The organism is Clostridioides sp. LIBA-7602 (assembly GCF_056688945.1).
The window spans coordinates 1,757,285-1,783,855 of the sequence record NZ_CP196991.1 but is presented as its reverse complement, the minus strand read 5'-3'; the positions used below and the strand labels follow the sequence as shown (position 1 = coordinate 1,783,855).

Sequence of the window (26,571 nt, the reverse complement as noted above, 5' to 3'; positions counted from 1 at the left end):
ATTATATCATTTTTTATTCATTTGTGAAGAAAACTTACTTGATATTTTTAAAATATAATTAAAAAAATGTTTATATTTCTTACTTTTTACATAGATTTTACATACTTTATTAAATATGTAAAATCTATGTTTAATATGTAATTATATATCATTTGTATAAACAAGTACATATTTTATTTTGAAACTACAAAATTCTTGTACTATATTGTTTTAAGTTGTTTTATAATAGATTATATCATCTTATTTTATAGGAGAAAAAATATGCTTTGTACTATTAAACCATTAAAGATTTTAGTAAAAAAGTCAAATGAACCTCTAATTGAATTTATGTCTAATATGCCATATACAAACAAGAGTTCTTCATACATTAAAGAAGTTTACTTTACAAGATATATAGGTGTTGATGATTCAATTGATAAATACATAGAAAAAATTAAAAACATAGACAATTATTTTTTTAATAATCCAACAATTCCTTACATTAGATTAAGCAACTTAAACATAAGTTTTGACAAATTACAAATAGATAACATGCTTAAAATTTTTAAAATTTATGATAAAGCTAAATTTAACAGTTGGAACTTATATAATATTGACTTTCCATGTAAGATAGAAAATGATACTCTGGATTGGACTAAAAAGATTGCATTTAAAAATACACTGGATTTATTTGCTACAAGTATGCCAAATTCAACACCTTCTATTGTTAAAAACTTTGCTGTTAAACTTTTGTGTTGGATAGAATACTTTCTACCTAAGTTATTTTATAATAAAATAAAAACTAATATTTCTCCAAAAATAGTGTACTTTGGAAATATAAAGAGACAAGAACTTTTTTTCTTATATTTTTTATCACAACTTGGATGTGATATTTTATATTTAAATCCATGTAAAGATATTATTGATTTATATCCTGAAATTTCAAATTTTTCTACTCTATTTGAACTTTCTAAAAAGAATCAAAATATATTAGAATTACCCTTTGAAAAATATGTTTCAAATATAAGCTATAAAGAAGATACCAATAAGACTTACACCTCTACAGATAGGCCTAACTCTGAAAGCACATTTATTGACACAAATCATATATCTAAAAAGCCTATACAAAATAAAGAAATAGAACTTTCTTATGAAGAACTTGCAAGGTTATCATCTTCTGTTGTTATGATTGTTGTGTGTAATAATGAGGACAAGCCATTCAAGAGTGGTTCTGGAGTAGTAATAAATAATGAAGGTTATATACTTACAAATCTTCATGTAGTTAATGATGGTTACTCATTTTTAGTTAGATTTGAAAATGATGACAATGTCTATACATCTTACCAAATTATAAAGTATCACACAGACTATGACTTGGCTGTAATAAAGGTTGATAGAAAATGTAAGCCAATACCTATTAAAGTTAGTAAAAGACCCGTAAGAGGTCAAAAAATAGTTGCAATTGGTAGCCCTTTAGGTCTTTTTAATACAGTTTCGGATGGAATTATCTCAGCTTTTCGTGATTTTGAAACAGTTCAAATGATACAGTTTACAGCTCCAATCTCTAGTGGTAGTTCAGGTGGAGCACTTTTAGATATGTTTGGAAATTTACTAGGGTTGATTTCTGCTGGTTATGATGATGGCCAAAACTTAAATTTAGCAGTAGAAAGCGACCTTGTCAAAATGTTTGCCAATAATTTTATTGAGATAATAAAATAAATATATTCAAATAAACTCTTAATAAAATAGCTAGAACTAAATTTCCCATGATAACATGTATAAAAAATTTAATTCTAGCTATTTTTAAAATGTAACGCAAACAAAATATAATACAAGATTAGTATTTAATATTCTTGTCTTCTATAAATAATTGATACCACAAACAAAAGATAAATATAGTCCATATTTTTCTTGAATTATCTCTATGACCTTTAAAATGCGTATCTAAAAGGTTTATTGCATATTTTTTATCTATAAAATCATCTACATTTGAATTAGAAATAGTTTCTTTTACAATTTCTCCTAAGGAATCTTTTAACCAAACTCTTATTGGTGTTGGAAATCCTAATTTTTTTCTTTGAATAACATGTTCTGGAACTATATCTCTAAATGCCTCTCTAAGCAAAACTTTTGTATTATTCTTGGTTGTCTTTTGCTCCATTCTCAAGTTTTTTGCTACATCAAAGACATCTTTATATAGAAACGGTACTCTAAGTTCAAGTTGCTCACATGCAGAAAGTTTACTCATTTTTTGAAGTATATCGCCCTGAAGCCATGTATTTATATCTATATGTTGCATCTTACTTATATAATCATAATTATTTTTTTGTGCATCTCTATACAAATTATATAATAAATATTCATATATATTCTTCTCTTTGTACTTAGAAAAAAATCTTTTTACTTCACTATTTTCAAAAACCTTTGCATTTCCTATATATCTTTTTTCTAGCGGTGTTGTAGATCTATAAAAATAGTTTTTTCCTTTCATGTTTGGCATAAGTTCTGAAACTCTTCCTAATACACTTTTAATATAAGTAGGTGAATTTACAATGGATTTCATATTATTGTATTCCTTATATATATTATATCCTCCAAATAATTCATCTGCACCTTCTCCAGACAATGCCACTTTAACATGTTTACCTGCTTCTTTGATTAAGAAATAAAGACCAACTTCTGAAGGGTCTGCTACAGGGTCGTCCAAAGAATAAATTATTTTTGGCAATGCTTTTATATATTCATCTTGTGTTATATTAATCTGGATATTTTCTATGCCTAACTTATCAGCTGTTTTTTTTGCTATTTCCAGCTCACTATATCCCTTAACATTAAACCCTACAGAAAAAGATTTTATATTTGGATTAATTTGTGAGGCTAAAGTAGTTATAATGGATGAATCTATACCACCAGACAAAAATGTTCCCATTGGTGTATTCTCTGGCATATGACTTTTTACTGAATCGATTATTATATTTCTTACTTCTTCTTCATTTACATCCCTATTTCCTAGATGATTTTTATTATAAAAAAATTTTGTACTACTTCTAAATTCAAGTTTGTTATATCTTTTTAATGATAATATGCCATTTTCCACTCTAAAATAATGACCTGCTGGTATCAACCTTATTCCTTGTATCATCGTATCTTCAGGAAGTACATATTGGAATGAAAAATAACTTTGCAAACTTCTTTCATTTATATTTAAATTTTTTATATATTCAAGCATAAATTTATACTCTGAGGCAAAAAGTATTGCTTTTTCATTATTTATATAATAAAGTGGTTTTATTCCAAATAAATCTCTTGCTCCAAATATACTTTCACTTGCTCTATCATATATTATAAAGCTAAACATACCTTTTATCTTATGTACACAATTCTTACCAAATTCTATATAAGATGTCAATAAGATTTCAATATCATCATTTGTAGTAAAAGTATATCCTTTTTCGACCAATTCTGCTTTTATTTCGTGACAATTATAGATATTTCCATTGAAGATAATAACTTTTCCATCCTTTTCAAATGGTTTATTTCCATAAATAACATCTATTACATTGAATCTATCAAAATTAAAAGTTTTTTCATCATTTTTAAATTCTTTTCTACTATCAAGGTCTACATTATTCATATTATTTATAGACTCTTTTTTTTTAAATTTAATATCTTCTCTTTTAGATATATCTCCTTTATAATAAATTGAAATATTGCCATCCATATTATCAAAATTCCTTCCTATCTTTTAATCTTATTCTATATCTCATAGTTTTGTCTTTAGATTTAAAACTTATTCAATTTAAAAGAAAATTACTATCAAATTTTTATAAATTATTTGTTAATCCTTCATATTTTTTTTATTTCTAGAAATACTATATTAGGAGGTGATTTTTATGAAGAAAAAAATGTTAATACCAGTTATTATGTCTTTATTTATAATTTCACAGTGTATAACTTCATTTGCTTTTACACCTGAAAACAATAAGTTTAAGGTTAAACCATTACCTTATGCATACGATGCACTTGAACCTTATATAGATAAAGAAACTATGAAGTTGCATCATGATAAACACTATCAAGCTTATGTTGATAAATTAAATGCTGCTCTTGAAAAATATCCTGAGCTTTACAAGTATTCTTTGTGTGAATTATTGCAAAATTTAGATTCTTTGCCTAAAGATATCGCTACAACAGTAAGAAATAATGCAGGAGGTGCTTATAATCATAAATTCTTTTTTGATATAATGACGCCTGAAAAAACTATACCTTCTGAATCTTTAAAAGAAGCAATTGATAGAGACTTCGGCTCTTTTGAAAAATTTAAGGAAGAATTCAAAAAAGCTTCTTTAGATGTTTTTGGTTCTGGTTGGGCTTGGCTTGTAGCCACTAAAGATGGTAATTTATCTATTATAACTACTCCAAATCAAGATAGCCCTATAAGTAAAAATTTAACACCTATAATAGGACTTGATGTTTGGGAACATGCTTACTATTTAAAATATCAAAATAGAAGAAATGAGTACATTGACAACTGGTTTAATGTAGTCAATTGGAATGGTGCTTTAGAAAACTATAAAAATTTAAAATCTCAAGATTAATTAAATATTAAAATCCTTTTGAAAAAAACTTATGTTTGCTATATAATATAAAAGAAGATAGTCTAAATTTACCAATATTATGTTTATAGTGACGATTCAGGAGGATTTTTATATGATAAAAGAAACACATGAAAGGGGAGGATATATATTTGCACTTTTGATACTCCCCTTTATAAACAATATATATTTAGTCAAATACGATATTACATATAAAATAGTATTAATTATAGTTTACATTTATTTTGCATATTTAGGTTCTTTGTTTCCAGATATAGATATGCGAGGCTCTCACATAAGTAAAAAATTTATATTGATATACAAATTATTTGGAAGCAGGTTTAGACATAGAGGATTTACCCATAGCTTAATTGCTTTATTGCTTCTTTATAGTTTTTTTAAATCTCTAACAATATTTACTCACAACAATATAGTTTTCTCATGTTTGTCTAGTGGATTTATAATAGGATATCTATCTCACCTGTGCCTTGACCTTATTACTAAAGAAGGTATTGAATTGTTTTATCCCATTACCATAAACATTTCTTTACTACCTATAAAAACTAACTCAAAAACAGAAAAATTCATATCTAAGCTCTTGAATTTCATAGTTATTTTTTTGATTGGATATCAATTTTATATTTTGCTATAGTTATATTTATAATTGATAGGTAAAATTATTTAAGAGTAAGTTCAAATAAGTTTTACATATTTTTACTTTGTATGGTAAATACATACTAATTTTGTTACTGTAGCAAAGAATTTTTCCAAAATAAGTTTAATTACATGTAAAAGAGCAGTTAATCTATTGCAATCAACTGCTCTTTTCTTTCTTATTTTATCTATTAAGTATAATTTAATCATACATCTAATCAAAGTAACTCACCTTATATTATTATAATGCTAGTGACTATTTTTCCATAAAAGTTATTTCTCAATATTTTTTTACAAACTTATGTTAGCTCACATTTATGTTTAATAGTTTTTACAAATATGTTGTACCTTATAAAATCAAAAATAAAAAGTATCTTAAAATAATAATTTAGAAGTTAATCATTTTTTGATACTTTTTATTTTTTAGCAAACTAAATCTTTCTGTTATCTCTATCATTGTGGTGTTTTTTATGATGAAAATCATAATTATGATTTTCAAGGTTTTTATTAACTCTATTTCCAATCTTCCATGATAAAAACACCAATAATATAAATGATGCTATCTTTAAAGGACTTGTTATAAATCCTTCTATATCACTTGCCACATAGCTTATTACTATAAACATCACAAATTTGCCTGCCAGCATCGCTGGCACAAAATCTTTTATATCTTTTTTACCAAAAGCTGATGCAATAGTAACTAAACACCCAGGCATAAACGGGCAGGCATATGCTATAAATAATAACTTAAATCCCTGTTTGTCCATCCAACTTATTGCTCTTTCAGTTTTACTATTTCTTAACTTATTAAAAAGCCTACTGTCATTAAATCTGCTTATTAATAAAAATAATGAGGTTGTCCCAAGTCCTGAGCCAATCCACGATAACAAACATCCAAGCAATAATCCTTGTATTGCAGCATTTGCTGTAACTATAGCAACAAGCGGTAGAGCTGGTATAAAGCTTTCTATAAATGCACTTAACAAACCAATTATTGTGGCTAATGCCCAATAGTTTTGAGTCAAATCAAGTAATTCTTGTATATACTGCATATTGCTTTTCCCCTTTTTTAACTTTAACTATTATTATCTACTCCATATTGTTATTATATACCAATCTCAAAAAAGGAATCTAATATTAAAAAGTAAACAATCTATATAAATTTACAGTTAAGGTATAATTAGTTTATTATATATTATAACAAAAAAGTCTTAAAATATGAATTGTCATATTTTAAGACTTTTCCATTCTGATATATTTAAACTATAGTATATCCGCCTTCATAATATCTTCAAAATCACCTTTTTCAGATATTAATCTTATCAATTTAACAGTACAACTTAAATCATTTATAAGTATAGCTCCTACTAATGAGCCTTCTTTCATAAATAATTTTTTGTAGATTCTTTTTCCTTCATCTTTTGATGAAATTTCTTTATCAAAATTTTGTATATTACCTATACTAAATACTTTTACATTCATGGCATCCAATGAAACTGGATATACATCACTTTCAAATGTTAAATTATCTCCACTTGCATTTGCACCTGCTATTTTTCCCATTTCCACTGAAGATGGCCATATAGCTAAGCTAGTATTTTCTACTTGTGCAACATCTCCACAAGCATATATATCTTTAACAGTTGTCTGTAATGTCTTATCTACAACAATACCTCTATCAGTTTTTACTGATGTATCTTGAACCATTTGTGTATTTGCTCTTACACCAATTGAAAATACTACCATATCACATTCAACACTATCCCCATCTTTGAATATGACTTTTTGAGCTTTTCCATTACCATCAATACCATCGACTGCTACACCTAATCTTACATCTATTCCTGTATCTCTTACACATTGCTCTAATATTTTACTACCTTCTTTATCAAGTTGTTTTGATAATATGCCATCCATTGCTTCAACAACAACTACTTCCAATCCTTTTAATCTAAATTCCCATGCAGCTTCAAGTCCTAATAAACCACCACCGATTACTACAACTTTCTTAGACTTTTCTAAGGCTTCCTTTACACTATATAAATCTTTTATATTTCTAAGAGTAAACACATTTTCTAAATCATGACCCTTAATTGGTGGTATAAAGTTTCTACTTCCTGTAGCTATTACAAGCTTATCAAATTTAATAGCACCATCATTTACTATAATAGTTTTATTTACTTCATCTAACTTATCTACATTTGTTCCTAATATTACTACTATGTTATTTTCGTCGTACCAAGCTTTGTCTTCCATATAGAAATCTGAACCCAACTCTTCATTTATTCCATCAGAAAGTGCAGGTCTATAGTAAGTTAACTCATCTTCATTGGAAATCATAGTTATTTTGCAAGTTTTATTTCTTTTTCTTATAGCATCTGCTGCATAAAAACCAGCAGCCCCATTTCCTACTATCACAAAGTATTCATCAGTGTCTTTTCTAAAAGTAACTTCATCTTCTTCAACTTCTATAAATTGGTCTTCTTTAGCTCCACATACAGGACATACACTAGGAGCACTATCCCCTTCAAAAACCTCATTACAAATTACACATTTAAACTTCTTAGTCTTCTTTTTACTTCCAAAAGTAGAATTTAATTTATCTAAGAATTTACCTGTATAAGAATATAATTTATCCAACTCTTCATTTGATGGTTTAAAGTTAACAGCAAATGGTTTTACCGCTGTCATTCTAAGTTGATGTATTCTCTCCATGACATTTTCTATACCTTCTCCACTCCATCCATATGAACCAAATACTGAAGCAACTTTTCCACCATGAATGACTGGATTTAAAGATACTAAGATATCCCATATAGGCTTTAATGCATCTCCTAATATTGTTGGTGTACCAAATAATACACCTTGTGATACTGCTATTTTTGCTAAAATATCTTCTTGTTTATTCTCTATTACATCAAATAAATTTACTTTATAATTGCTATTTTGTTCAATATATGATTTTATAGCTTCTGCCATTATCTTTGTATATCCATGTGCAGAAACATAACAAATTGTAACTTCTTTTTCTAATTTTATTTGTTCATTTACACTCCAGTTATAATAAAGGTCTATAATTTTTCTAGGATTTTCAGTTAATACAGGTCCATGACCTGGACACACAGTGTCTATATCTAAGTCTTTTATCTTTTCTATAGCAGTTACCATAGATGGTTTAAATGGTCCCATTATACAATCATAATAGTATCTCAAAGCATCTAAGTAATCCTTTTCTTCGTCTTCATCAAGTGTATTTATTATCTTATCATTACTATAATGACTTCCAAATGAATCACATGTTACAAGAGTTTTATCCTCTTTTATATATGTGTATATAGTATCTGGCCAATGAAGCATAGGCACAGAGAAGAATTCTAAAGTTTTATCTCCAATTGATAATGTATCTCCATCTGCAACTGCAATATACTCAAAGTCTTTGTTTACGATTTCCTTAAGATATTTAATTGCCGTTTCTGATGCTACTACTTTTGCATTTTTAGCTAAATCCAAAAGTTTTTCAACACTTCCTGCATGGTCTGGTTCAGTATGACTTACAACAATATAGTCTATTTTTTCAAAATCTATATTTAAATCATTTAATCTTTCAACATAATTGTCAAAATGTTTATCTTTAACTGTCTCAAATAAAACTGTTTTTTCTGTCCCTTTTAATACATATGAATTATAAGTAGTTCCATAAGGTGTATACATAATTATGTCAAATACTCTTAAGTCAGGGTCAAGCGAACCTACCCAATATAAATTTTCTTTTATTTTTAATGATTTCAATGACATACCGTACTCCTCCTAAAATAGTTATTTAATCTTTTTATACCCTGATTGTTATATTTTAAACAAAATTTATTCAAAAAAGAAATTACTTTAAAAATAAAATAGAGATTCTAATCTTCTTTTTCTACCTCCAATATAGTTCCCTTTTTAGAATCTACCTTTATGTCATATTCATTTTTATCTTTATCTATTCTTATTTTATAAAAAGTAACATCTAAATCTTTATCTAAACTCCATTCTTTCACCATTCCATTTTGCTCTTTTAGTGCAATTTCCATAGCTTTTTGAGGTGTTATTATGTCATTTAAATCTAATTTTTCTTTTCTAGCTACTCCATTTAAATCATCTGAATCCAGTTTTTCTGTTTTATCCTGTAATACATCTTTTGTATTAGCGTCTATTTTCATTTTATACTCATTATTATCATCTACACCTTCAACAGTATAGACAAATTTATTTAAGTCTCTTTCAAGGCTTAAATCTACTATATCAGCATCTTTATACTTATCTTTAAATATGTTTATTGCATCTGTGTAGGGTACTTTAAAATCTTGTTCATTTAAATTTTCATTATTTTTTTCATCTTTTAAAGCACTATTTGACGTATTTGCCTCTTTATTTGTATTATTTTGTGCCTGTCCTGAATCTGTAGTTGGATTTCCACTACATGCAGTCAATAAACCTGCAACTAGTATACTCACTACTAATAAATATGTTTTTTTATACATAAAAACCCTCCTTAAATAATTAATTTATTCTATATTATGCCCTCTAAATCCTTTATTTACCCTTTTATATTAAATTTACTTCCTACTTTACTAGTTTTAAAACTATAAAATTTATATCTACTAAAATAAATTTACTGAAACAAAATATGTTGTTTGTATAAATAAAAAAAGCATTCCCCAGTATAAGAATGCTTAATTGTAATTATAAAATTATTCATTAATTCTATTAATACTTTTAATTATTGCTTTATTATCTTTTACAGAAGGAAGAGTTTTGAAAATATTTGTAATTATTTTCAAAAATACTTTCTTAAATGTTATTCCAAATATCTTTATAAGCATGTCCACTATAAACATCTATGAAATACCATCCATAAGTCTGTTTTGGTTGTGGCTTTGAATCTATTCTTACAGCATATACTTTTATATCATTAATATCATCAATATAAGCAATATTTACACTTAATAGATTGACACTAACCTTATTTTTTCTAGCACATTCTGCTAATGCTAATTCTTTTGCTTTTTCTTCTGTAATCATTTTTCTATTTTCATAATCAGCTGGATTACAAACTTCCATAACACCACTAGTATTGTATGTATATATTTTGCTCATATCGTTTTTCTCTACACAGTATCTAATATCACTTTCAGAATTTTCTACTACATAACCAAATACGTAGAAATTTTTTCCTGAATATTCAAAGTTAGTATCTGATAAAAATATTAAGTCTTCATCTTCTGGATAATTTTCATTATAATAAAGTTTATCAACACCTAGGAACTTTTTCACTATATTAGCAGCATCCTCTACTGTATATTGTCTTCCAGTATCTGAATTTCCTATATTTTTTGTTACATTTAAACACTGCTGTAACACAATATCACTTAGATTTCCTATTACTGTTAATTTAGTTGCACTTTTTAATACAGCCTTATTGCTATTATCATCAACTAGAACTATTGGAGTATTTTGGGCTATTGTAGAGCCAATAAGTGCATATGCTAAATCTGTTCCGCTAGCTACATAAAACTCCTTTGCTCCACTATAGAACTTATTTATTATTTTCCTATTAGTATCATATCTATCTACTCCACCTAATCTAGTTGAATTAGTATCTTTTACTAAACTATCACTCATTGATGAAGTTCCACCTATTACATAACTTTCTATTCCAGTAGTATTAAATGGTATACTTTTACCATCAGTTAATACTATAGGTGATTTATCTCTAACAGCTACAGATGCAATACTCATAGCATCAGCTTCACCTTTAAAAGCATTGGTTAATATAACTTTACTAACTTTATTAATAGCACCTATTTCTTTAGCTACATTATAACTTGTCTTAATTCTATCGCTACCTTGAAGCCTCTTAACTTCTATATTCTTATCTTTTAAAACTTTTTCAGTCTTTTTGTCAATAGAGCTTTCTCCACCTATTATGTACACTTTATTGGCTTTTTCCACTCTTTTTAGAGTTGCACTTGGTATATTATTCTTTTTAGTTAAAAGAATTGGTGAATTTGTAGCTCCTGCAAGCCCACTCGCACTTAGACCATCAGCCATAGTACTATCTGTATTTACAAGTATTACAGTAGTATAATTTTGTTTATCTGCAATAAGCCCAGCAGTTTCATATTTATCTTCCCCTTGAAATTTATCAATTTTATCAAGTGCATTTGCAGATACAGGAGAGCCAGCAATAAACATTGACATAGCCAATCCTAGTAATAATAACTTCCTTGATTTCATAATATCCCCCCTTATAATATCTTTATAATTAAATTATATAACAGCAATATATTATATGTTGTCGAAAACAAAGATTATTTCTAGCCATTTAATGACATTGAATCATTTAAAAATAAAATATCATTTTAATTTAAAGTAAAAATTCCTATATGTAATATGAAATGCAGTTAGGTAATTATTTTAAATAAAAAAATGCTATTCTTATGGGTATTAAATTATCCTTTATAAGAAAAACAAATGAAAAATTATATACTACTTTATTGAATAGATACTCTATACATATATATCTTGTAAGCAATATGAAAATACTTAATTTATAATAAGTAAAAAATTCTAAATAAGCACCCAAAGATTGAATCTAAAGGGTGCTTTGACATTATAGTATTAAATTCTATTTAATTCTTTTAGTGTTAAATCCATTTTAGGATAAGGAATTGTAATTCCTTCTTCATCAAATCTAACTTTAACAGCTTCTAATAAATCAAGATAAATCGCCCAGTAATCTTCTGTATTACACCAAACTCTAACTGCAAATTTAATGGCATTATCTCCATGTTCCACTATTCCTATAAATGGTTCTGGTTCATTTATTATTAATTTATGCTTATTCACAATCTCTTTCAATACTTTTCTTACATGTAATATATCATCTTCATATCCTACACTAAATATTAAATCAACTCGTCTAGTATTCTTTGCTGAATAGTTTATTAGACTGTCATTTGATACAGAACCATTAGGTATAAGTATCTGTTTATTATCTGGAGTAACCAATTGTGTATAAAAAAGACCTATTTGCTCGACCGTTCCTCCATGACCTGCTGCTTCTATGTAATCTCCTACTTTAAAAGGTCTAATCAAAAGTATGATAAATCCTCCAGCAAAATTTGATAAACTACCTTGTAATGCTAAACCAATTGCTACCCCTGCTGATGCTATCACAGCAGCAAAACTAGATAAACTCATTCCCCAATATTCTAAAACAATGATTATGACAGCAACTTTAAGTACACTCAAAAGAAGAGATTTCAAAAACCTTCTTAAAGTTAAATCAAGGTCTCTTTTACCAAGTAATAACATGACATGGTTTACAAATTTCTTTATTATTTTGAATCCAATGGATAGTATAAGTATACCTATTATAAGTTTTACTCCACTTGTAGTTGCCCATTCTAAAAGGCTTTCCATTATACCTCCCATATCTATTTTATTAATATCTAGATTATTTAAATCCAACTTGCTTATATCATCTATTTTTGTCTTATCCATAAAAAACTCCTTACCTTATATTTTTAGAACCAATATTATAGTTTAAAGTTCTTATTTTCTATTTAATATAATACAATATCATTTCGACATAGTAAACAAGATTTATATTCCAATTATACCTCCAGTATAAATATAAACCCTTTGTCATCCACAAAGTATTGTACTAAATCAAACTACTAATAAAATGTTATTTAGCATTAAAATTATCGTTTTTTACGCCTATATGAGATGCTGTTATAGTTATAATACTGAGTACTATAAATATCATAAATCCTCTTTTGTATCCATCAACTACATTATATGAATTTGCTTGCAAAGATACAGCTATAATTAAATTAATGATTCCACTACCTATAAATTCAAAAGTATTGATAACACTAGTTGCCAATCCAGAATAAATTTCTTTATTTTTATACTTAGCATCATTAAAAACTTGTAGATGAGACATAACTATACATCCCATAATAAAAAATGCTACTGGCAAAACCATTATTGGTGGTTTTACTTTGTATACAACTACAATTACAATCCATATAAACAAATCTATTATTGCTCCATATTTTATTATATTAAATTTACTGGATTTTATTTTGGCAAATACAAAATCCATAATTATTGAACCAAATATAAATCCATATGTAAAAAATGATACTATAAATGCAGAAAAACTCTTACTAACTCCATAAACATCCATTATGTATTTTACTCCCCATAGACTTGTAAATGCACTTGTCAGACCTACAAAGGAGAACATTATCATTGAATTATACCATGTTGATTTATTCTTTATAACAGACTTAATTCCATCAACAATACTAATCTTCTCTGATTCTTCATGAGATTCGATATCTATATTGAATCCATATTCTTTTGGTGTATCTCTAACAATAATATACATAAAACATCCTATTACAACACCAATTATGCCTATCAATAAAAATGAATTTCTCCACCCAACAAATTCAGATAGAAACACAAGTGGAAAAGTAGCAAGAACTCCCCCTAAATTCCCTACAAATGAAAATTTAGCTGTTGCAGAAGCAAATTCTGATTTATTAAACCATCTACCCTGAATTTTCAAAATACAAAGCAATATTACTGATGTCCCTGCACCTACAGCTATACGAGAAATATATGCTAACTCTATACTTTGAATCAATCCAAATAAAATAGAACCTAAACTTGCCATTATTATTCCAAGACTACTAATTTTTCTTGCTCCATATTTATCGATTAAGATTCCTGCTGGTATTTGCATAAATGCATATGCATAGAGGCAAAAAGATGCTATATTTGAAATTTGTATAGAATTAAAACCTAACTCATTTGATAAGTTGTCTGAAACAACAGCAGTTGACATCCTTAAAAATAAGACTAAAATGAATGAAAATGTAATTATGCCCCAAACACTCCATTTAGCCTTTGTATAACTTTTCATATTTTCTCCCTCAAATCTACATAGCTTTAAATTTTCTTGATATACTCTATGAAATTCATGCTTTCTAAGCGATTCTATCAAGTATACATCTATTTATTACAAATTTTAACATATAGTCTCATTATACTACATATATACATATTTAACTAGAAATAAAGTTTCATTCCCGTTATATATATAAATTAACTCCTTAAATAGAAAAAGCCATCTTTGAACATTACTCAAAAGATGGCTCTCTATAAAAATATCTATTCTAAATTTAATTTTTTATCTAATATATATTTTGTAGCGAAAAATAATATTACTACAACTGCAATACTACCAAGTATTGCGAGTGCAAAATGAGGACTTTGATAAAAATGGTATATCATATTTGTATCTTTATGTGGCAAAATTCTTTCTATAGCATTTCCAACACTTGATATTACTATATTTATAGCTATAAAAGAAACAAATGCTACTAAATTTCTATGTTTATTAAATTTTGGCAATTGTCCCATTGAAATTGATGTATATAATAACAAAATAAATGATGAATACGAAATAAGCATTGTTACTGAAAATAATACAACATCTAAAAAGTATTCAGAACCCCTAGTAAAAACAGTATTGAAAAAATCTAAAAATTCAGGTAAGTGTATTCCAGAAGCACTAAAAAGCATAAGCATTCCAAATGTAAGCATTGAAACTATAAAACTAAGTACAGCATATATAAGTGCTGTTATACATTTAGATAATATAAGTGAACTGGTACTAACAGGAAGAGTAAACATTAAATATCCCTCATCACCTAAAAGATTTTTTCTAAATCTTTGAATTGTAACTACAATAGTTAAAACACCTAATGCCATGAAAAGACTCATCAATATCAATATTCCTATTCCTTGTATTTGAAATATATCTGTATTTATAAATATTCCATTGAATACAGCTACTACCAATATAGCTATATATAATGGTATGAAGGTTCTTCCACTTGCTTTTAACTCATATTTTAATAATTTACCTAACATTTGAATTCCTCCCTAAATAATGCATCTATAGATTTTCCTTTTTCTTCTCTTATTGTTTCAACATCTCCCTGTAATACTATTTCTCCTTTAGATATGAATATTACTTCATCACATATATTCTCTATTTCACTTATTAAGTGAGTAGCAATCAATAAAGTACTATCTTCAGAATAATTTTTTAATATAGTCTTAAGTATATATGACCTTGCAGCTGGGTCGACACCTCCAATAGGTTCATCCAGTATATATATACTTGCTTTTCTTGACATAACTAAGATAAGTTGAACTTTTTCTTTAGTTCCTTTAGACATTGTTTTTAACTTTTCATTTACATCAATATCTAAACTTTTAATCATTTCATTTGCTCTTCTAACATCGAAATCACTATAAAAATCATAGAAAAATTTTAGTAAATCCGATACCTTCATCCAGTCATTTAAATATGTTCTTTCTGGCAAATACGATACTATTTTCTTAGTTTCTATGGATGGTTTCATTCCATTTACTACAATTTCGCCATTATCAGGCTGTAATAATCCATTCATTAACTTAATCATTGTACTTTTACCACTTCCATTAGGACCTAACAAACCAACTATTTTTCCCTTTGGTATATTCAGTTGAATATTTTTCAAAACATTCTTAGTTCCATAACTTTTATTTACACTTTTAAATTCAACTATTCCATCTTGAGAAATATTATTTATATTTTTATCCATTTTATAATTCCCCTTTCAGATTTTCTGTAATAAGTTTTAGCATTTCATCTTTATCATACCCAAGCTTTTCTAAAGTATCTTTTAATGTATTTATCTCAACATTAGCTATTTCCTCTTTCATAGCTTTTATTTTTTCCTTATCATCGGTTACAAATCTTCCTTTAGTTCTCTGACTGTAAACTAAACCTTGTCTTTCAAGTTCTGTTAGAGCTTTTTGCATTGTGTTTGGATTTACTCCAGCATCTTCTGCGAGTGCTCTTACCGTTTCTAGTTTAGAGCCTATCACAATCTCACCTGAAATTATTTTCAATTTTAAATGTTCTACTAATTGTATATATATAGGTTTGTTATTATCAAGTTCCCATTCCATATTCATACCTCCTTATTATATTATTGTACTAATATCTTAATACAATAATATAATAATACAATTTATATGTCAACTAATTTTTAATAAAATCATGAAAATATTTATGTATATTGTAGTTCTATATATGAATTTATAAAGACAGCTAAAATATCTTTTTAATAAAATGAGTCTGTGTATATATAAAAAAGCTGACAAAAAAATGAACTCTATATTAGAGTTCATTTTTAACATAATTTATTAAATTTTTTATAATATAAATTAATTACTATTTTATTGAGCTATACATAATCAGCTTTTCAAATTCTTCAATTGGCATTGGCTTTCCAAATAAATATCCCTGTGCCATATCACACTTTACTTCTTTTAAAAGTTCAAACTGTTCTTCTGTTTCAACCCCTTCTGATACTACTTTCATTCCCAATTCTTTCGCCATTTCTATAACTTTAGTAACAATTATCTTACTTCTATTACTATTATAGGTTTCCATAATAAATTTTTGGTCAAGCTTTAAAATATCCATAGGAATTTCTTTTAGCATATTTAATGATGAATATCCTGAACCAAAATCATCCATAGATATTAAAAATCCTATTTCTTTTAAATTATTCATTATATCAATTAAAATATCAAAATTATCAAATATAATACTCTCTGTAAGTTCAAGTTCTATATACTTTGCTGGTATTCCATATTTATCAATTATATTTTTATATGTTTCTATAAAATTATTACAATATAGATGTATTCTTGAAACATTAACTGAAATGGTAACTGGATTTATACCTGCATTAATCCATTTTCTAAGTTGTATACAGATTTCTTCAAGTACATATAAATCTAAGTTTATTACAAAACCGTTTTTTTCAAAAAATGGTATAAATTCATTTGGAGGTATTAACCCTTTATCAGGGCTTTTCCATCGAACAAGTGCTTCTGAACCTTGTATTTCTCCTGTATCAAGCTCTATCTTAGGTTGCAAGTGTACAATGAATTCTTTATTTTCTAAACTTGAGAACATTGTATTTTCCATCTCTTTTTCTTTTATTTCTTGGTCATGAATCTTATTATCATAAAATGCATAAGAACTTTTATGCCCTCCCTTTGCCATTTTATGAGGTATATTAGCCCTGTCTATTATTGAGTTAATGTCTTTGTCTTCTGGAAGTATAAAGTAGATTCCACAACTTAAAACTAGTTTATACTTTTCCTCTTGGTTATTATTAAACAAATCTAATTCTTCAAATATATTATTTAATCTATTTGTTATATCTTTTTCTTCTACATACTTCATGATTATAGTAAAATTATCGGCAGATATTCTTGCAAATATCTCATCTTCAAATATATTATTTTTAATAATCTTAGTTAAGTTACGTAAAATTTCATTTCCAACTTCATATCCAAACAAGTCATTTATATATTTAAATTTATCAATATCTATATATAGTAGAGCATATTTCTCTTGAGTATTTTTGCATAATACTTTATTAGCATCAATGACAAACTTATCCAGAGTACTTGCTCCTGTAAGACTATCTGTATAGGCTATCTTTTGTAGCTTAATTTTAACATTTAATTTATCATATATTATATAGAAAATAAGTATTATGCATATTATAGTCATAGTACATATTATCTGTAATGAATATTTACTAATAAATTGATTATTAAACATAATAGATTCGAAGTTATTTAGGGAGTTATTTTTATAAAGTTCATTTAAAGAATAAACTGGTATTGTATGTGTAATTTGTAAAATTATACATATAAATAAAAAAAACATTAATTTTTTTTGTAAATTCCTCATAAAAATTTCCTCCCATTAAAACACCTCTATTTTATTATAAACTGTTAATAAATAAGCATATCTCAAAAGTTTCCATTTCTTGTAAAATGGATAGTTTTGAAAAGAAAATAGTAAAATTATAATATAAAAATAAAATTTTTCGGATAATTTGAAGAAAAATAAGTACCTTTTATCAATAATCATATGCCAAAATAATCCAATTTATTTTCTATTATACCGATATGAAATGTATAAATCAATAGTTAAGACAACTAATATACTACATTCTATAATTATAGTAGCTGAAAATTTCACCAAATTTAAAATAAATATAAACTATCCATTTTACAAGAAATGACTACTTTTTCCTAAAAACCAGTATTTGCAACATATTCATACTTTATTTTTTCTATTTTTTCTTATATTTTTTTTCGACAAACCAATTTTAAAATTTTATAACTAACTAAATAAAAAATATCTAATTTAAATTTTTTACTATCTTACTTCATAATTGATTTTTTAAATATAAACTTCTAAAATTAAAATGCTTTATTGTTTCATTTATATAATGAGAATATTATATAAATGAAACAATAAAGCATTCATATAATTAAAAGATAAAGTAAATATACGAAATAGCACTAAAGTATTTTATATATAAGATATATTTATATACTTTAGTGCTAATCAATATTTTAATATATATATTAAATCTACATTTAACTTTTTAAAGATTTTCTATATAAAATTCTTACTCCCAATATAACTAATATAAAACTTATTAAAAGAATTAAAATAAACTTAAGTGTATTTAAATTAGCAAAATCTACTTCCATAAATTTATACAGATTAGCTATATTTCCAGTTGTATAATGACTTACTATGATTGCTATACTATTATTAAAAAAATGTAATAACATTGATACAAATATAGAACCAGATTTATATACACTATATGCAAATATAATACCCAATATAGATGTCGGAATTATTCTTATAAAATCCATATGCATAATACCAAATAATACACCACTGCATATTATAGCAAACTTAACAGACTTGTTTTTATCTTTTGATTTACTAAATGAAGAAAATATAAATCCTCTAAAAAACATTTCTTCACATATCGCTGGTAATAAAGCTATTATCAGTAAATTTAATAAAAACTTATCTTTCATAAAAAGTGCTTCATTTAAACTTTCAGTAACCTCCATGTTTTGAGGAAACAAGAATAAAAGTAGTTGTGTTATAATCATAATAAGTATATATCCACCAATCCAAAGAACAATACTTCCAAATACGTGTTTTAATTTAGGAACTTTCAAGCTAAATACTTCTTTAAAGTCAGCTTTAATATAGTATGCAAATATTAATGGTAATAAAATTATCATAAATTGTGTCATTACTATACCACCTATACCAAATTTAAGCTGTACTAAAGAACCAACATAAATTAAAAGAACTAATCCTACTGCATATAAAATAATACCATCACTTATAGTTGGTATAGACCCTTTTTTTATATTACTTCTTTTCTCTAAGAAAGAAAAACTCTTACTATTGCCAAAAAGTATTTCCTCAGAATTGAACATCTTAGACAGTAATATGATTGCCAATATTACAAAAGCTATATTTGATACTAAAACCAGAGCTATTAAATTTAAATCACTTTTAAAAGATAATACACTTTTTATAAGTAGAGATATATTTACCACAGGTATTACAGATGTTACTCTATCCAACACTATATTTGGTATCATAGATACATATGATGGTATCATAATAACTAACATTAGAGGCGTTATGTAATTTTGAGCATCTTTAAAACTTTTTGCCAGTGAACATACACACATACTTATTGCTGCAACTACCATTGAAAACAGACATATACAAATTAAAGTAGTTATAATTGGTAAGATTAAATCTCCATAGTTGAAATTTCCAAAGCCAAATTGACTGCTAAGACCTCCACTAACCAAAATAAATGCCATAGTCAATCCCATAGATACAATATTTAAAATTGCTGTTACTATTGCACTAAGAGAAACTGCCATATATTTTCCCATAACCAATTCTAAATTTGATATTGGAAGTGTAAATAGAGTTTCTAAGGTACCTCTTTCCTTTTCTCCAGCCATAACGTCTATTGCTGGATATATTGAGCCAAGCAAAACTCCTATTATCAATATGAATGGTAATATTTGTCCTAAAAAATAGCCTGCCACTTCTTCTGTCTTTGCAACATCAACAGTACTATATGTCAATGGCTCCAATGTAGATTGTACGTCTAAACCTTTCTCAGATAACTTTTTTTCCACAGTAAGTCTTTTGTATTTATCTAAAACAGTTTCAATCCTCTTTACTGCATTAGAAGAATTTTCTTGTGAAGAATTCATATATATTTTATAACTAGTAGATGCTTGTTTTTCTTCTATCTTTATATAAGCATCTATTTTATTTTCTTCTAAAGATTTTTTATAATTATCAACATCAAGTATCTTTATCTTGCCTTTATCATTTGCAGTATCTTTACTTTCAGTATCTCTATCCAAATTATTATCTTCAATCATCGATACTAATACTTTATTTGGTTTACTATCAAAAGCTATATTAATATCCTTGCTATTCATGCTATTTGCAGACATATTCATTACCTGAATCATCAATATCATAAGTAGAGGATACAAAAGAAGTGGTAAAACAATCATCATAAATAATGTCTTTTTATCTCTCAATATATCTAACATTTCTTTCTTAAATATGTATTTTACAATCTTACTTCTCATCTAAACTTCCTCCGTTCTAGCAAGTTTTATAAATACATCTCTCAAATTATTTACTCCAGATTCCTCTTTTAAACTCTCTGGTGTTCCCGATGCAATTATTTTTCCATTGTGAATCATAAAAATCTTGTCACATAAAGTTTCTGCTTCTTCCATATAATGAGTTGAATAAAGAACAGTTTTACCTCTTAATTTTTCATTCTTCATAAAATCTATTATTGATGCACTACTTAAAACGTCAAGCCCTAGTGTTGGTTCATCAAAGATGTACACCTTTGGAGAATGTATTAAACAGCGAGCTATAGATGTTCTTTGAGTCTGACCAGTTGATAGATTTTCAATTCGATTATCTATAAATTCACTCATATCCATTATCTTTACAACATTTTCAATTGATTCTTCTATATCTTCTTTTGACATTTCATATAAACTTCCAAAAGTCGTTAGAAGTTCTCTAGGAGAAAGTCTCCCATATAATTTTGTATTTCCAGATAAATATCCTATTTCTTTTTTTGCTGAATTCCTATCTATTGAATAATCATATCCAGAAACACTTATATTCCCTGATGTTGGTGTTAATATACCTCCTAACATTCTAAGTAATGTAGTTTTTCCTGCACCATTAGGACCTAATATTCCAACAATATCTCCTTCTTCAGCTTTAAAAGAAACATTGTTCACAGCAAAGAATTCTTCCTTTCTAGTTTTTATTTTCTTTAACTTTTTTATTGAATTTTTATTATTATCATCTTTTACAACTCTTGTAAAAGACTTACATAATTTATCAACCTCAATCATTTATCAAATTACTCCTTTCTTGTTTATAGGTATATTTATATAAATATATCATATAAACCTTTTTTATATACAGTTTTTTATTTTAAAATAGATTATTTATAAAAGGTTTAGGCATCCATTTGACAAATTACCTTTTTTTATTCTTTTATAATATCTTTTGTAACATTTTTTTACATATTAAATATAATATTACTATATAGATAAACTTAATTATCTATACATTTAAATCAAAATATAAAAGGAGTTAATTTAATGGAAAATAATAAATGTAGAGAAAACTTTAGATTTTCTCAAGACTATGAAGAAGGCTATCTAAACACAAATGATAGATATTATGACAACTATCAAGTAGAAGACAGATATTATGACAATTATCAAGCAGATGATAGATACTATAATTACCCAAACAAATGCAAAGAACCTAAAATAATCGAACATTGCTGTTGCAAAAAAAGTATGAAAGATGCATTAGAACTTTTAAGATATGACGCTATAAGACCTTTTGTTAATTTTAATCAATTTGCTTTTATTTCAGATTTCTTTATAGTTGGTGCTTATTTAGTAGGTATAGACTACTCACTACCTCCAAAGGATAATCTATCTGGTCTTAATGCTACTTTTAAAAGATTTTCAGCTTGTAACTGTGATTTAATAGATATCTCTGGTCAAATATATTATCCTAAACCTATTCCATTGACACTTGGTGGATTAGTTACTTCTATTGGTACTATTCCAGGTATATCTGAGTTGGTTGACCTTATAGAGGCAGCAGTACCTGCTAATATAAACCTTGGAGCTATAGTAAATTCAATACTTGATGATATAATTGATTATATAGTTGCTACAATCAATCCACTAACAACTGTAGAATTAGCATCATTATGTTCTCTTAAAGCTGTTGCTTTTAATGTTTCACCTGGAGATTATAATGACTTTGTAGCAGCTTTAGGATATTATCTTGATAAAAAACAATATAAAGACTGCAATTGCAACTGCGATTGTGATGATTGCTGTTGTAATAAAGGTATACTTGATAACCTTTATACTTCAAAAATAAATAATCAAGTTACTGTAGTAGCTGGTAGTTTAGTTCTAACTGGTGTTGAAGTTTTAGGTAAGAAAAACGATGTTCTAGTGCTTGGAAACTCTAATGACTCAAGAATATACTTTGTATGTGTAGATTCTATAGATTATATTGCATAAAACACTTTAAAGAACTATATTTAAATGTAAAATAGCGTATATTCTTTAAAAAATAAAATATTTGATTATCACTAATAAAAAAGAGTGTCTATTTAAAAATAACTTTAGACCCTCTTTTTTATTTTTATTGATTTCTATCTAACTTTTTTACCAAGCTTAAATACTGCTAATACATCTGCTAGTACATCTATATCATCTATAGGATTTCCATTTACAACTATAACATCTGCTTTCTTTCCTTTTTCTAAAGTTCCATAATTCTTATCAATTCTTAAAAGCTCAGATGCAGTTTTTGTAGCAGCCACTATTACATCCATATTATCCATACCATAGTCTGACATTAATTTCATTTCATAATATGTCTTACCGTGTTCGTTGTAAGAAGTTCCTGCATCAGAACCAACTGCAATTTTAATTCCTTTTTTATATGCTTTTAAGAACGATTCTTTATGCGGAATAGCAACAATTTCACATTTTCTAAGAGTAGCCTCAGTTATTCCACTTTCTTTTCCTGCATTTAGAATAAAATATGGAGCAGCTACGGTTGGAACTAAATATGTTCCTCTCTCAAGCATCAAATCAATTATTTCATCATCTAAATAAACACCATGTTCTATAGAAGTTATACCTGCAAGTACTGCATTTTTTATACCAGTTCTTCCTTGTGCATGTGTAGCAGTTATTTTACCTGCTTTTATAGCCTCCTCTACAGCAACCTTCATTTCTTCTAAAGTCAACTGTGGTGAACCGGGTTCAACTCCATCAGTCGTTACACCTCCAGTTGCCATTATCTTTACACAGTCTACTCCATTCTTTAAAACTGTTCTAGCTGATTTTCTACATTCATCTACTCCATCACTTTCAATGCCAAAATAGTATCCATGTCCTCCTGTCATACATATAACTGGACCTGAAGTAACTATACCAGGACCATCTATAGACCCTTTGTCTACAAGATTTTTAAGTTGTACATCAACATATTTTGGACAACCTAGACTTCTAATGTATGTTACTCCTGAATCTAAATAAGCATCAAGTTGTTTTATTGTATTCACTACAAGCTCTACATCTGATACATTCTCATAATAAACCTTTGGATTTCCAACTGGCTCCATTGTCAAGTGAACATGACAATTCATAATTCCTGGCATAACAGTTTTATCTAAGTAATCATACACATCATATCCATTTAAATCTTCTCTTATATCTTCAATTCCAACTATAGTATCTCCCTCAATAATTACACCCTTATTTTTCATAATACTATTTCCTGTTCCATCAATTAAATTTCCTGCTTTAATATATTTTTTGTTCATCTTAAAGTACTCCCCCTTTTAAGTATAATGTATTATTTATTTATTATTTTTAATATTCTAATAATTAATTTTACCACTATACTCATTCTATTTCAAATCTTAGTGAATTAAATACAAGTTAAAAAATGATATAACACAGAAAATATTAAAAAATATTTTTATATTAAATTTAAAAATAAGACAAAATAATCAAAATATATTTTTGATTATCTCATCTTATTTATATTTAATCTATAGTAAATATATAGCAACCTAAAGTGATACAATTAATACTACCATCTAATTAGCAACAAAAAATAACTTATCATGTAAACTCACATCTCCATTTATTAACTCAGCTTCATATAATATCTTTCTAAGTTTCATATCAAATACTTGAAATTTTATTGGTTTAGTTCCAATTACATCAAAAACCCCTCTACTTCCTTTTTTTTCTCCTGATAGATTCTCTTTTATACTTGAAATAGAATATATCTTATCATCTAATAACTTAACTTTCCTAATTCCAGATGATGTATCACTATAGTCTACTTTAAAATCAAGTATCTCATAATCTTCTAGTTTAATATTATTTGCATTAATATCATAAACAAGATTGATTATAGAATTACTACTATCTGTAGCTATAAGATTTAGCTTACTATTTTTAACAACGTAATCTAACTTAGTTTTGCTTAATAATCCCATCTCTTTTTGATTGGCATTTTTTTCTTGATTTAGATTATCCATAAATTTATTACTCATATTAAAAGTGTTATCTTCTATATCATATACGATAAAATTGGAATAATTATCATATCCTTCAATATCTCCATTTGTACTCTTATTGTTTACTATTTCTAAATAGATTTTGCTTCCTATAGAAAATTTGATTTCATGGATATTTTGCTGATATCCATTATGTAAGTCTAAGTTAAATCTATTTAACAATTTATAAGACTTATCTTTTATATCTATCTTTAATATGCAGATATTATTAACTTTAGAGCCCGAAAGATTAGTTTCACTAACTACCATATATAAGTTACCTTTATATATTTTATTAAACACAGTTTGCCAACTATTTTCTTTAAAATCAGATTTCTTTAAACTAATATCAAAATTTTCTTCTACACCACTTTTTAAATTTTTATTTGTAATCTTTATGCAATCATTTAAATTAACCCTCTCTTGCTCCAAACTAGACTTAACAGAAGAGTATGCTTCTCCTATATTTAAATCATCTTTATATAAAAATTCAAATCCTTTATCATTGATAAAATCACTGTATTTCTTATCAATATTTAGATAATCATTTCTAATTTTTAATTTAGGATTTGTATCATTTTTTATTCCATTCTTACTTACAATTACCTCTTCATAAGAAAATTTATTTATGTTAGGCGTATATACTAAGCTTGCTTTCCCTATATCTTTTATATTACCCTTTAAAGTATTTATAGATAGTTTGTCCTTATTAAAATAACTCAATATTGAAGTCATGACAATCATTAATAAGCACATTATTATAAAACATATTGTATATTTTCCTATATTTTTTTCTTTCATAATACACCTCCTAAAAGTCAATCTTCTGCTTCAAAAGTTTATTAGATATAAAACTACATACAAATATGTTTATACTTGAATATAAGGAAATAAATATATTACTGTATTCATAAGGTATAATAAATACTACAGAAATTATAAATATTAAAATTTCCAAAACTAAAAACATGAAACTTATTAAAGTGCTTAGTTTATAAGTAGACTTATTTATAAGAATTGATGTAAACACTACAGATACACATCCTATCAGTAAAAATATATACTCTACAAGCAGTATTTCAAAACTATATGGAAGTAATATTTTCAAATTATATATTGTTTCTTGTATAAATCCATAACTTACAATATCCCCCAGCATATAATTAGGCAACAACTTACTCATAATAAACAAAGTTATTGTAAATATTATTGTGTAACTATATACTAGAAATAATATATTTAATAATTTAGATATATAGATATTGATTCTATTTTTAGGTAACATTATAAGTGTATATATAGATTTACTCTTTCCATCAAAATCTCTGTACCAAATAAAAAAAGCATAGCAAATACATGCGATTATACCAAATATAAACCATAAATCTGTAGAACTCATTATATTTCTGAAACTTGAAAAACCTATGATATTTGCTGTTTCTATTGTATCTCCTATTTTTGTTAACTGTTCTTTTTTAACTGCATTTTCTATTATGTAATTATAGTCATTTAAGTTGTTTACTATATTTAAAATCACAAAAGAACAGCAAAAAATTATTATAAATACATAGTTTTTTATATTTCTTTTTAATTCAAATTCGAATAATTTCATTAAATCTTTCATT

General features: G+C 26.3%; 21 protein-coding genes. 4 read left to right on the top strand and 17 right to left on the bottom strand.

The features are described from left to right. Nucleotides 1-261: 261 nt before the first annotated feature. Nucleotides 262-1,698: a trypsin-like peptidase domain-containing protein gene (locus tag ACTG45_RS08510; protein WP_021384400.1), complete on the top strand. Its 1,437-nt coding sequence runs from the start codon at nt 262-264 to the stop codon at nt 1,696-1,698. A gap of 118 nt (nt 1,699-1,816) precedes the next feature. Here ACTG45_RS08510 and asnB read toward each other — a convergent pair whose 3' ends face one another. Next, nucleotides 1,817-3,700: an asparagine synthase (glutamine-hydrolyzing) gene (asnB, locus tag ACTG45_RS08505; protein WP_479920163.1), complete on the bottom strand. Its 1,884-nt coding sequence runs from the start codon at nt 3,698-3,700 to the stop codon at nt 1,817-1,819. A gap of 172 nt (nt 3,701-3,872) precedes the next feature. Between asnB and ACTG45_RS08500 the strand changes: the two genes are divergently transcribed. Together ACTG45_RS08500 and ACTG45_RS08495 are read left to right on the top strand one after the other, a co-directional pair. Then, entirely contained in the window at nt 3,873-4,577 is a 705-nt protein-coding gene (locus tag ACTG45_RS08500; protein WP_021384410.1) for a superoxide dismutase, read from the top strand. Nucleotides 4,578-4,689: 112 nt separating this feature from the next. After that, complete coding sequence (locus ACTG45_RS08495) at nt 4,690-5,226, top strand: metal-dependent hydrolase (protein ID WP_021384404.1); 537 nt, start codon at nt 4,690-4,692, stop codon at nt 5,224-5,226. Nucleotides 5,227-5,288: 62 nt separating this feature from the next. Here ACTG45_RS08495 and ACTG45_RS08490 read toward each other — a convergent pair whose 3' ends face one another. From ACTG45_RS08490 to ACTG45_RS08430, 13 genes are all read right to left on the bottom strand, one after another. Next, the gene (locus tag ACTG45_RS08490; RefSeq protein ID WP_479920162.1) at nt 5,289-5,450 is read right to left on the bottom strand and encodes a hypothetical protein; all 162 of its coding nucleotides are present in this window, start codon (nt 5,448-5,450) and stop codon (nt 5,289-5,291) included. 209 nt (nt 5,451-5,659) lie between these two features. Continuing rightward, nucleotides 5,660-6,280, bottom strand: coding sequence for a TVP38/TMEM64 family protein (locus ACTG45_RS08485; protein ID WP_479918612.1), 621 nt, complete (start codon nt 6,278-6,280; stop codon nt 5,660-5,662). Nucleotides 6,281-6,491: 211 nt separating this feature from the next. Then, nucleotides 6,492-9,023, bottom strand: coding sequence for an FAD-dependent oxidoreductase (locus tag ACTG45_RS08480; RefSeq protein ID WP_479920161.1), 2,532 nt, complete (start codon nt 9,021-9,023; stop codon nt 6,492-6,494). 107 nt (nt 9,024-9,130) lie between these two features. Continuing rightward, the gene (locus tag ACTG45_RS08475) at nt 9,131-9,748 is read right to left on the bottom strand and encodes a PepSY domain-containing protein (RefSeq protein WP_021384388.1); all 618 of its coding nucleotides are present in this window, start codon (nt 9,746-9,748) and stop codon (nt 9,131-9,133) included. A gap of 310 nt (nt 9,749-10,058) precedes the next feature. Then, the gene (locus ACTG45_RS08470; RefSeq protein ID WP_479918610.1) at nt 10,059-11,504 is read right to left on the bottom strand and encodes a cell wall-binding repeat-containing protein; all 1,446 of its coding nucleotides are present in this window, start codon (nt 11,502-11,504) and stop codon (nt 10,059-10,061) included. Nucleotides 11,505-11,888: 384 nt separating this feature from the next. Next, a complete protein-coding gene (locus tag ACTG45_RS08465) occupies nt 11,889-12,773 on the bottom strand; it encodes a mechanosensitive ion channel family protein (RefSeq protein WP_021384393.1) in 885 nt (294 codons plus the stop codon). A 187-nt stretch (nt 12,774-12,960) separates the two neighbouring features. Further along, nucleotides 12,961-14,211 (bottom strand): MFS transporter, encoded by a 1,251-nt coding sequence (locus ACTG45_RS08460; protein WP_021384413.1) that lies wholly within the window; start codon nt 14,209-14,211, stop codon nt 12,961-12,963. A gap of 248 nt (nt 14,212-14,459) precedes the next feature. Further along, nucleotides 14,460-15,224 (bottom strand): ABC-2 transporter family protein, encoded by a 765-nt coding sequence (locus ACTG45_RS08455; RefSeq protein WP_021384415.1) that lies wholly within the window; start codon nt 15,222-15,224, stop codon nt 14,460-14,462. Further along, the gene (locus ACTG45_RS08450) at nt 15,218-15,943 is read right to left on the bottom strand and encodes an ABC transporter ATP-binding protein (RefSeq protein WP_021384406.1); all 726 of its coding nucleotides are present in this window, start codon (nt 15,941-15,943) and stop codon (nt 15,218-15,220) included. Before ACTG45_RS08450 ends, ACTG45_RS08455 begins: the two co-directional genes overlap by 7 nt. Nucleotide 15,944: 1 nt before the next feature. Then, on the bottom strand, nt 15,945-16,313 hold the full coding sequence (locus ACTG45_RS08445) for a GntR family transcriptional regulator (RefSeq protein ID WP_021384387.1): 369 nt from the start codon (nt 16,311-16,313) through the stop codon (nt 15,945-15,947). A 265-nt stretch (nt 16,314-16,578) separates the two neighbouring features. After that, nucleotides 16,579-18,120: a putative bifunctional diguanylate cyclase/phosphodiesterase gene (locus tag ACTG45_RS08440; RefSeq protein WP_479918608.1), complete on the bottom strand. Its 1,542-nt coding sequence runs from the start codon at nt 18,118-18,120 to the stop codon at nt 16,579-16,581. Nucleotides 18,121-18,818: 698 nt separating this feature from the next. Continuing rightward, nucleotides 18,819-20,885, bottom strand: a complete 2,067-nt coding sequence (locus ACTG45_RS08435; RefSeq protein ID WP_479920160.1) for an ABC transporter permease subunit/CPBP intramembrane protease — start codon at nt 20,883-20,885, stop codon at nt 18,819-18,821. Beyond that, nucleotides 20,886-21,680: an ABC transporter ATP-binding protein gene (locus ACTG45_RS08430; RefSeq protein ID WP_021384386.1), complete on the bottom strand. Its 795-nt coding sequence runs from the start codon at nt 21,678-21,680 to the stop codon at nt 20,886-20,888. It lies immediately after the preceding gene. A 252-nt stretch (nt 21,681-21,932) separates the two neighbouring features. On the opposite strand from ACTG45_RS08430, the gene ACTG45_RS08425 reads away from it, so the two are divergent. Next, nucleotides 21,933-22,883: a CotA family spore coat protein gene (locus tag ACTG45_RS08425; protein ID WP_021384383.1), complete on the top strand. Its 951-nt coding sequence runs from the start codon at nt 21,933-21,935 to the stop codon at nt 22,881-22,883. 134 nt (nt 22,884-23,017) lie between these two features. Here ACTG45_RS08425 and ACTG45_RS08420 read toward each other — a convergent pair whose 3' ends face one another. The 3 genes from ACTG45_RS08420 to ACTG45_RS08410 form a co-directional block, all read right to left on the bottom strand. Continuing rightward, nucleotides 23,018-24,199 (bottom strand): metal-dependent hydrolase family protein, encoded by a 1,182-nt coding sequence (locus ACTG45_RS08420; RefSeq protein WP_479920159.1) that lies wholly within the window; start codon nt 24,197-24,199, stop codon nt 23,018-23,020. A gap of 279 nt (nt 24,200-24,478) precedes the next feature. After that, a complete protein-coding gene (locus ACTG45_RS08415; protein WP_479920158.1) occupies nt 24,479-25,747 on the bottom strand; it encodes a hypothetical protein in 1,269 nt (422 codons plus the stop codon). Between the two features lie 10 nt (nt 25,748-25,757). Then, nucleotides 25,758-26,570, bottom strand: a complete 813-nt coding sequence (locus ACTG45_RS08410; RefSeq protein WP_021384365.1) for an ABC-2 transporter family protein — start codon at nt 26,568-26,570, stop codon at nt 25,758-25,760. Nucleotide 26,571: the final 1 nt, after the last annotated feature.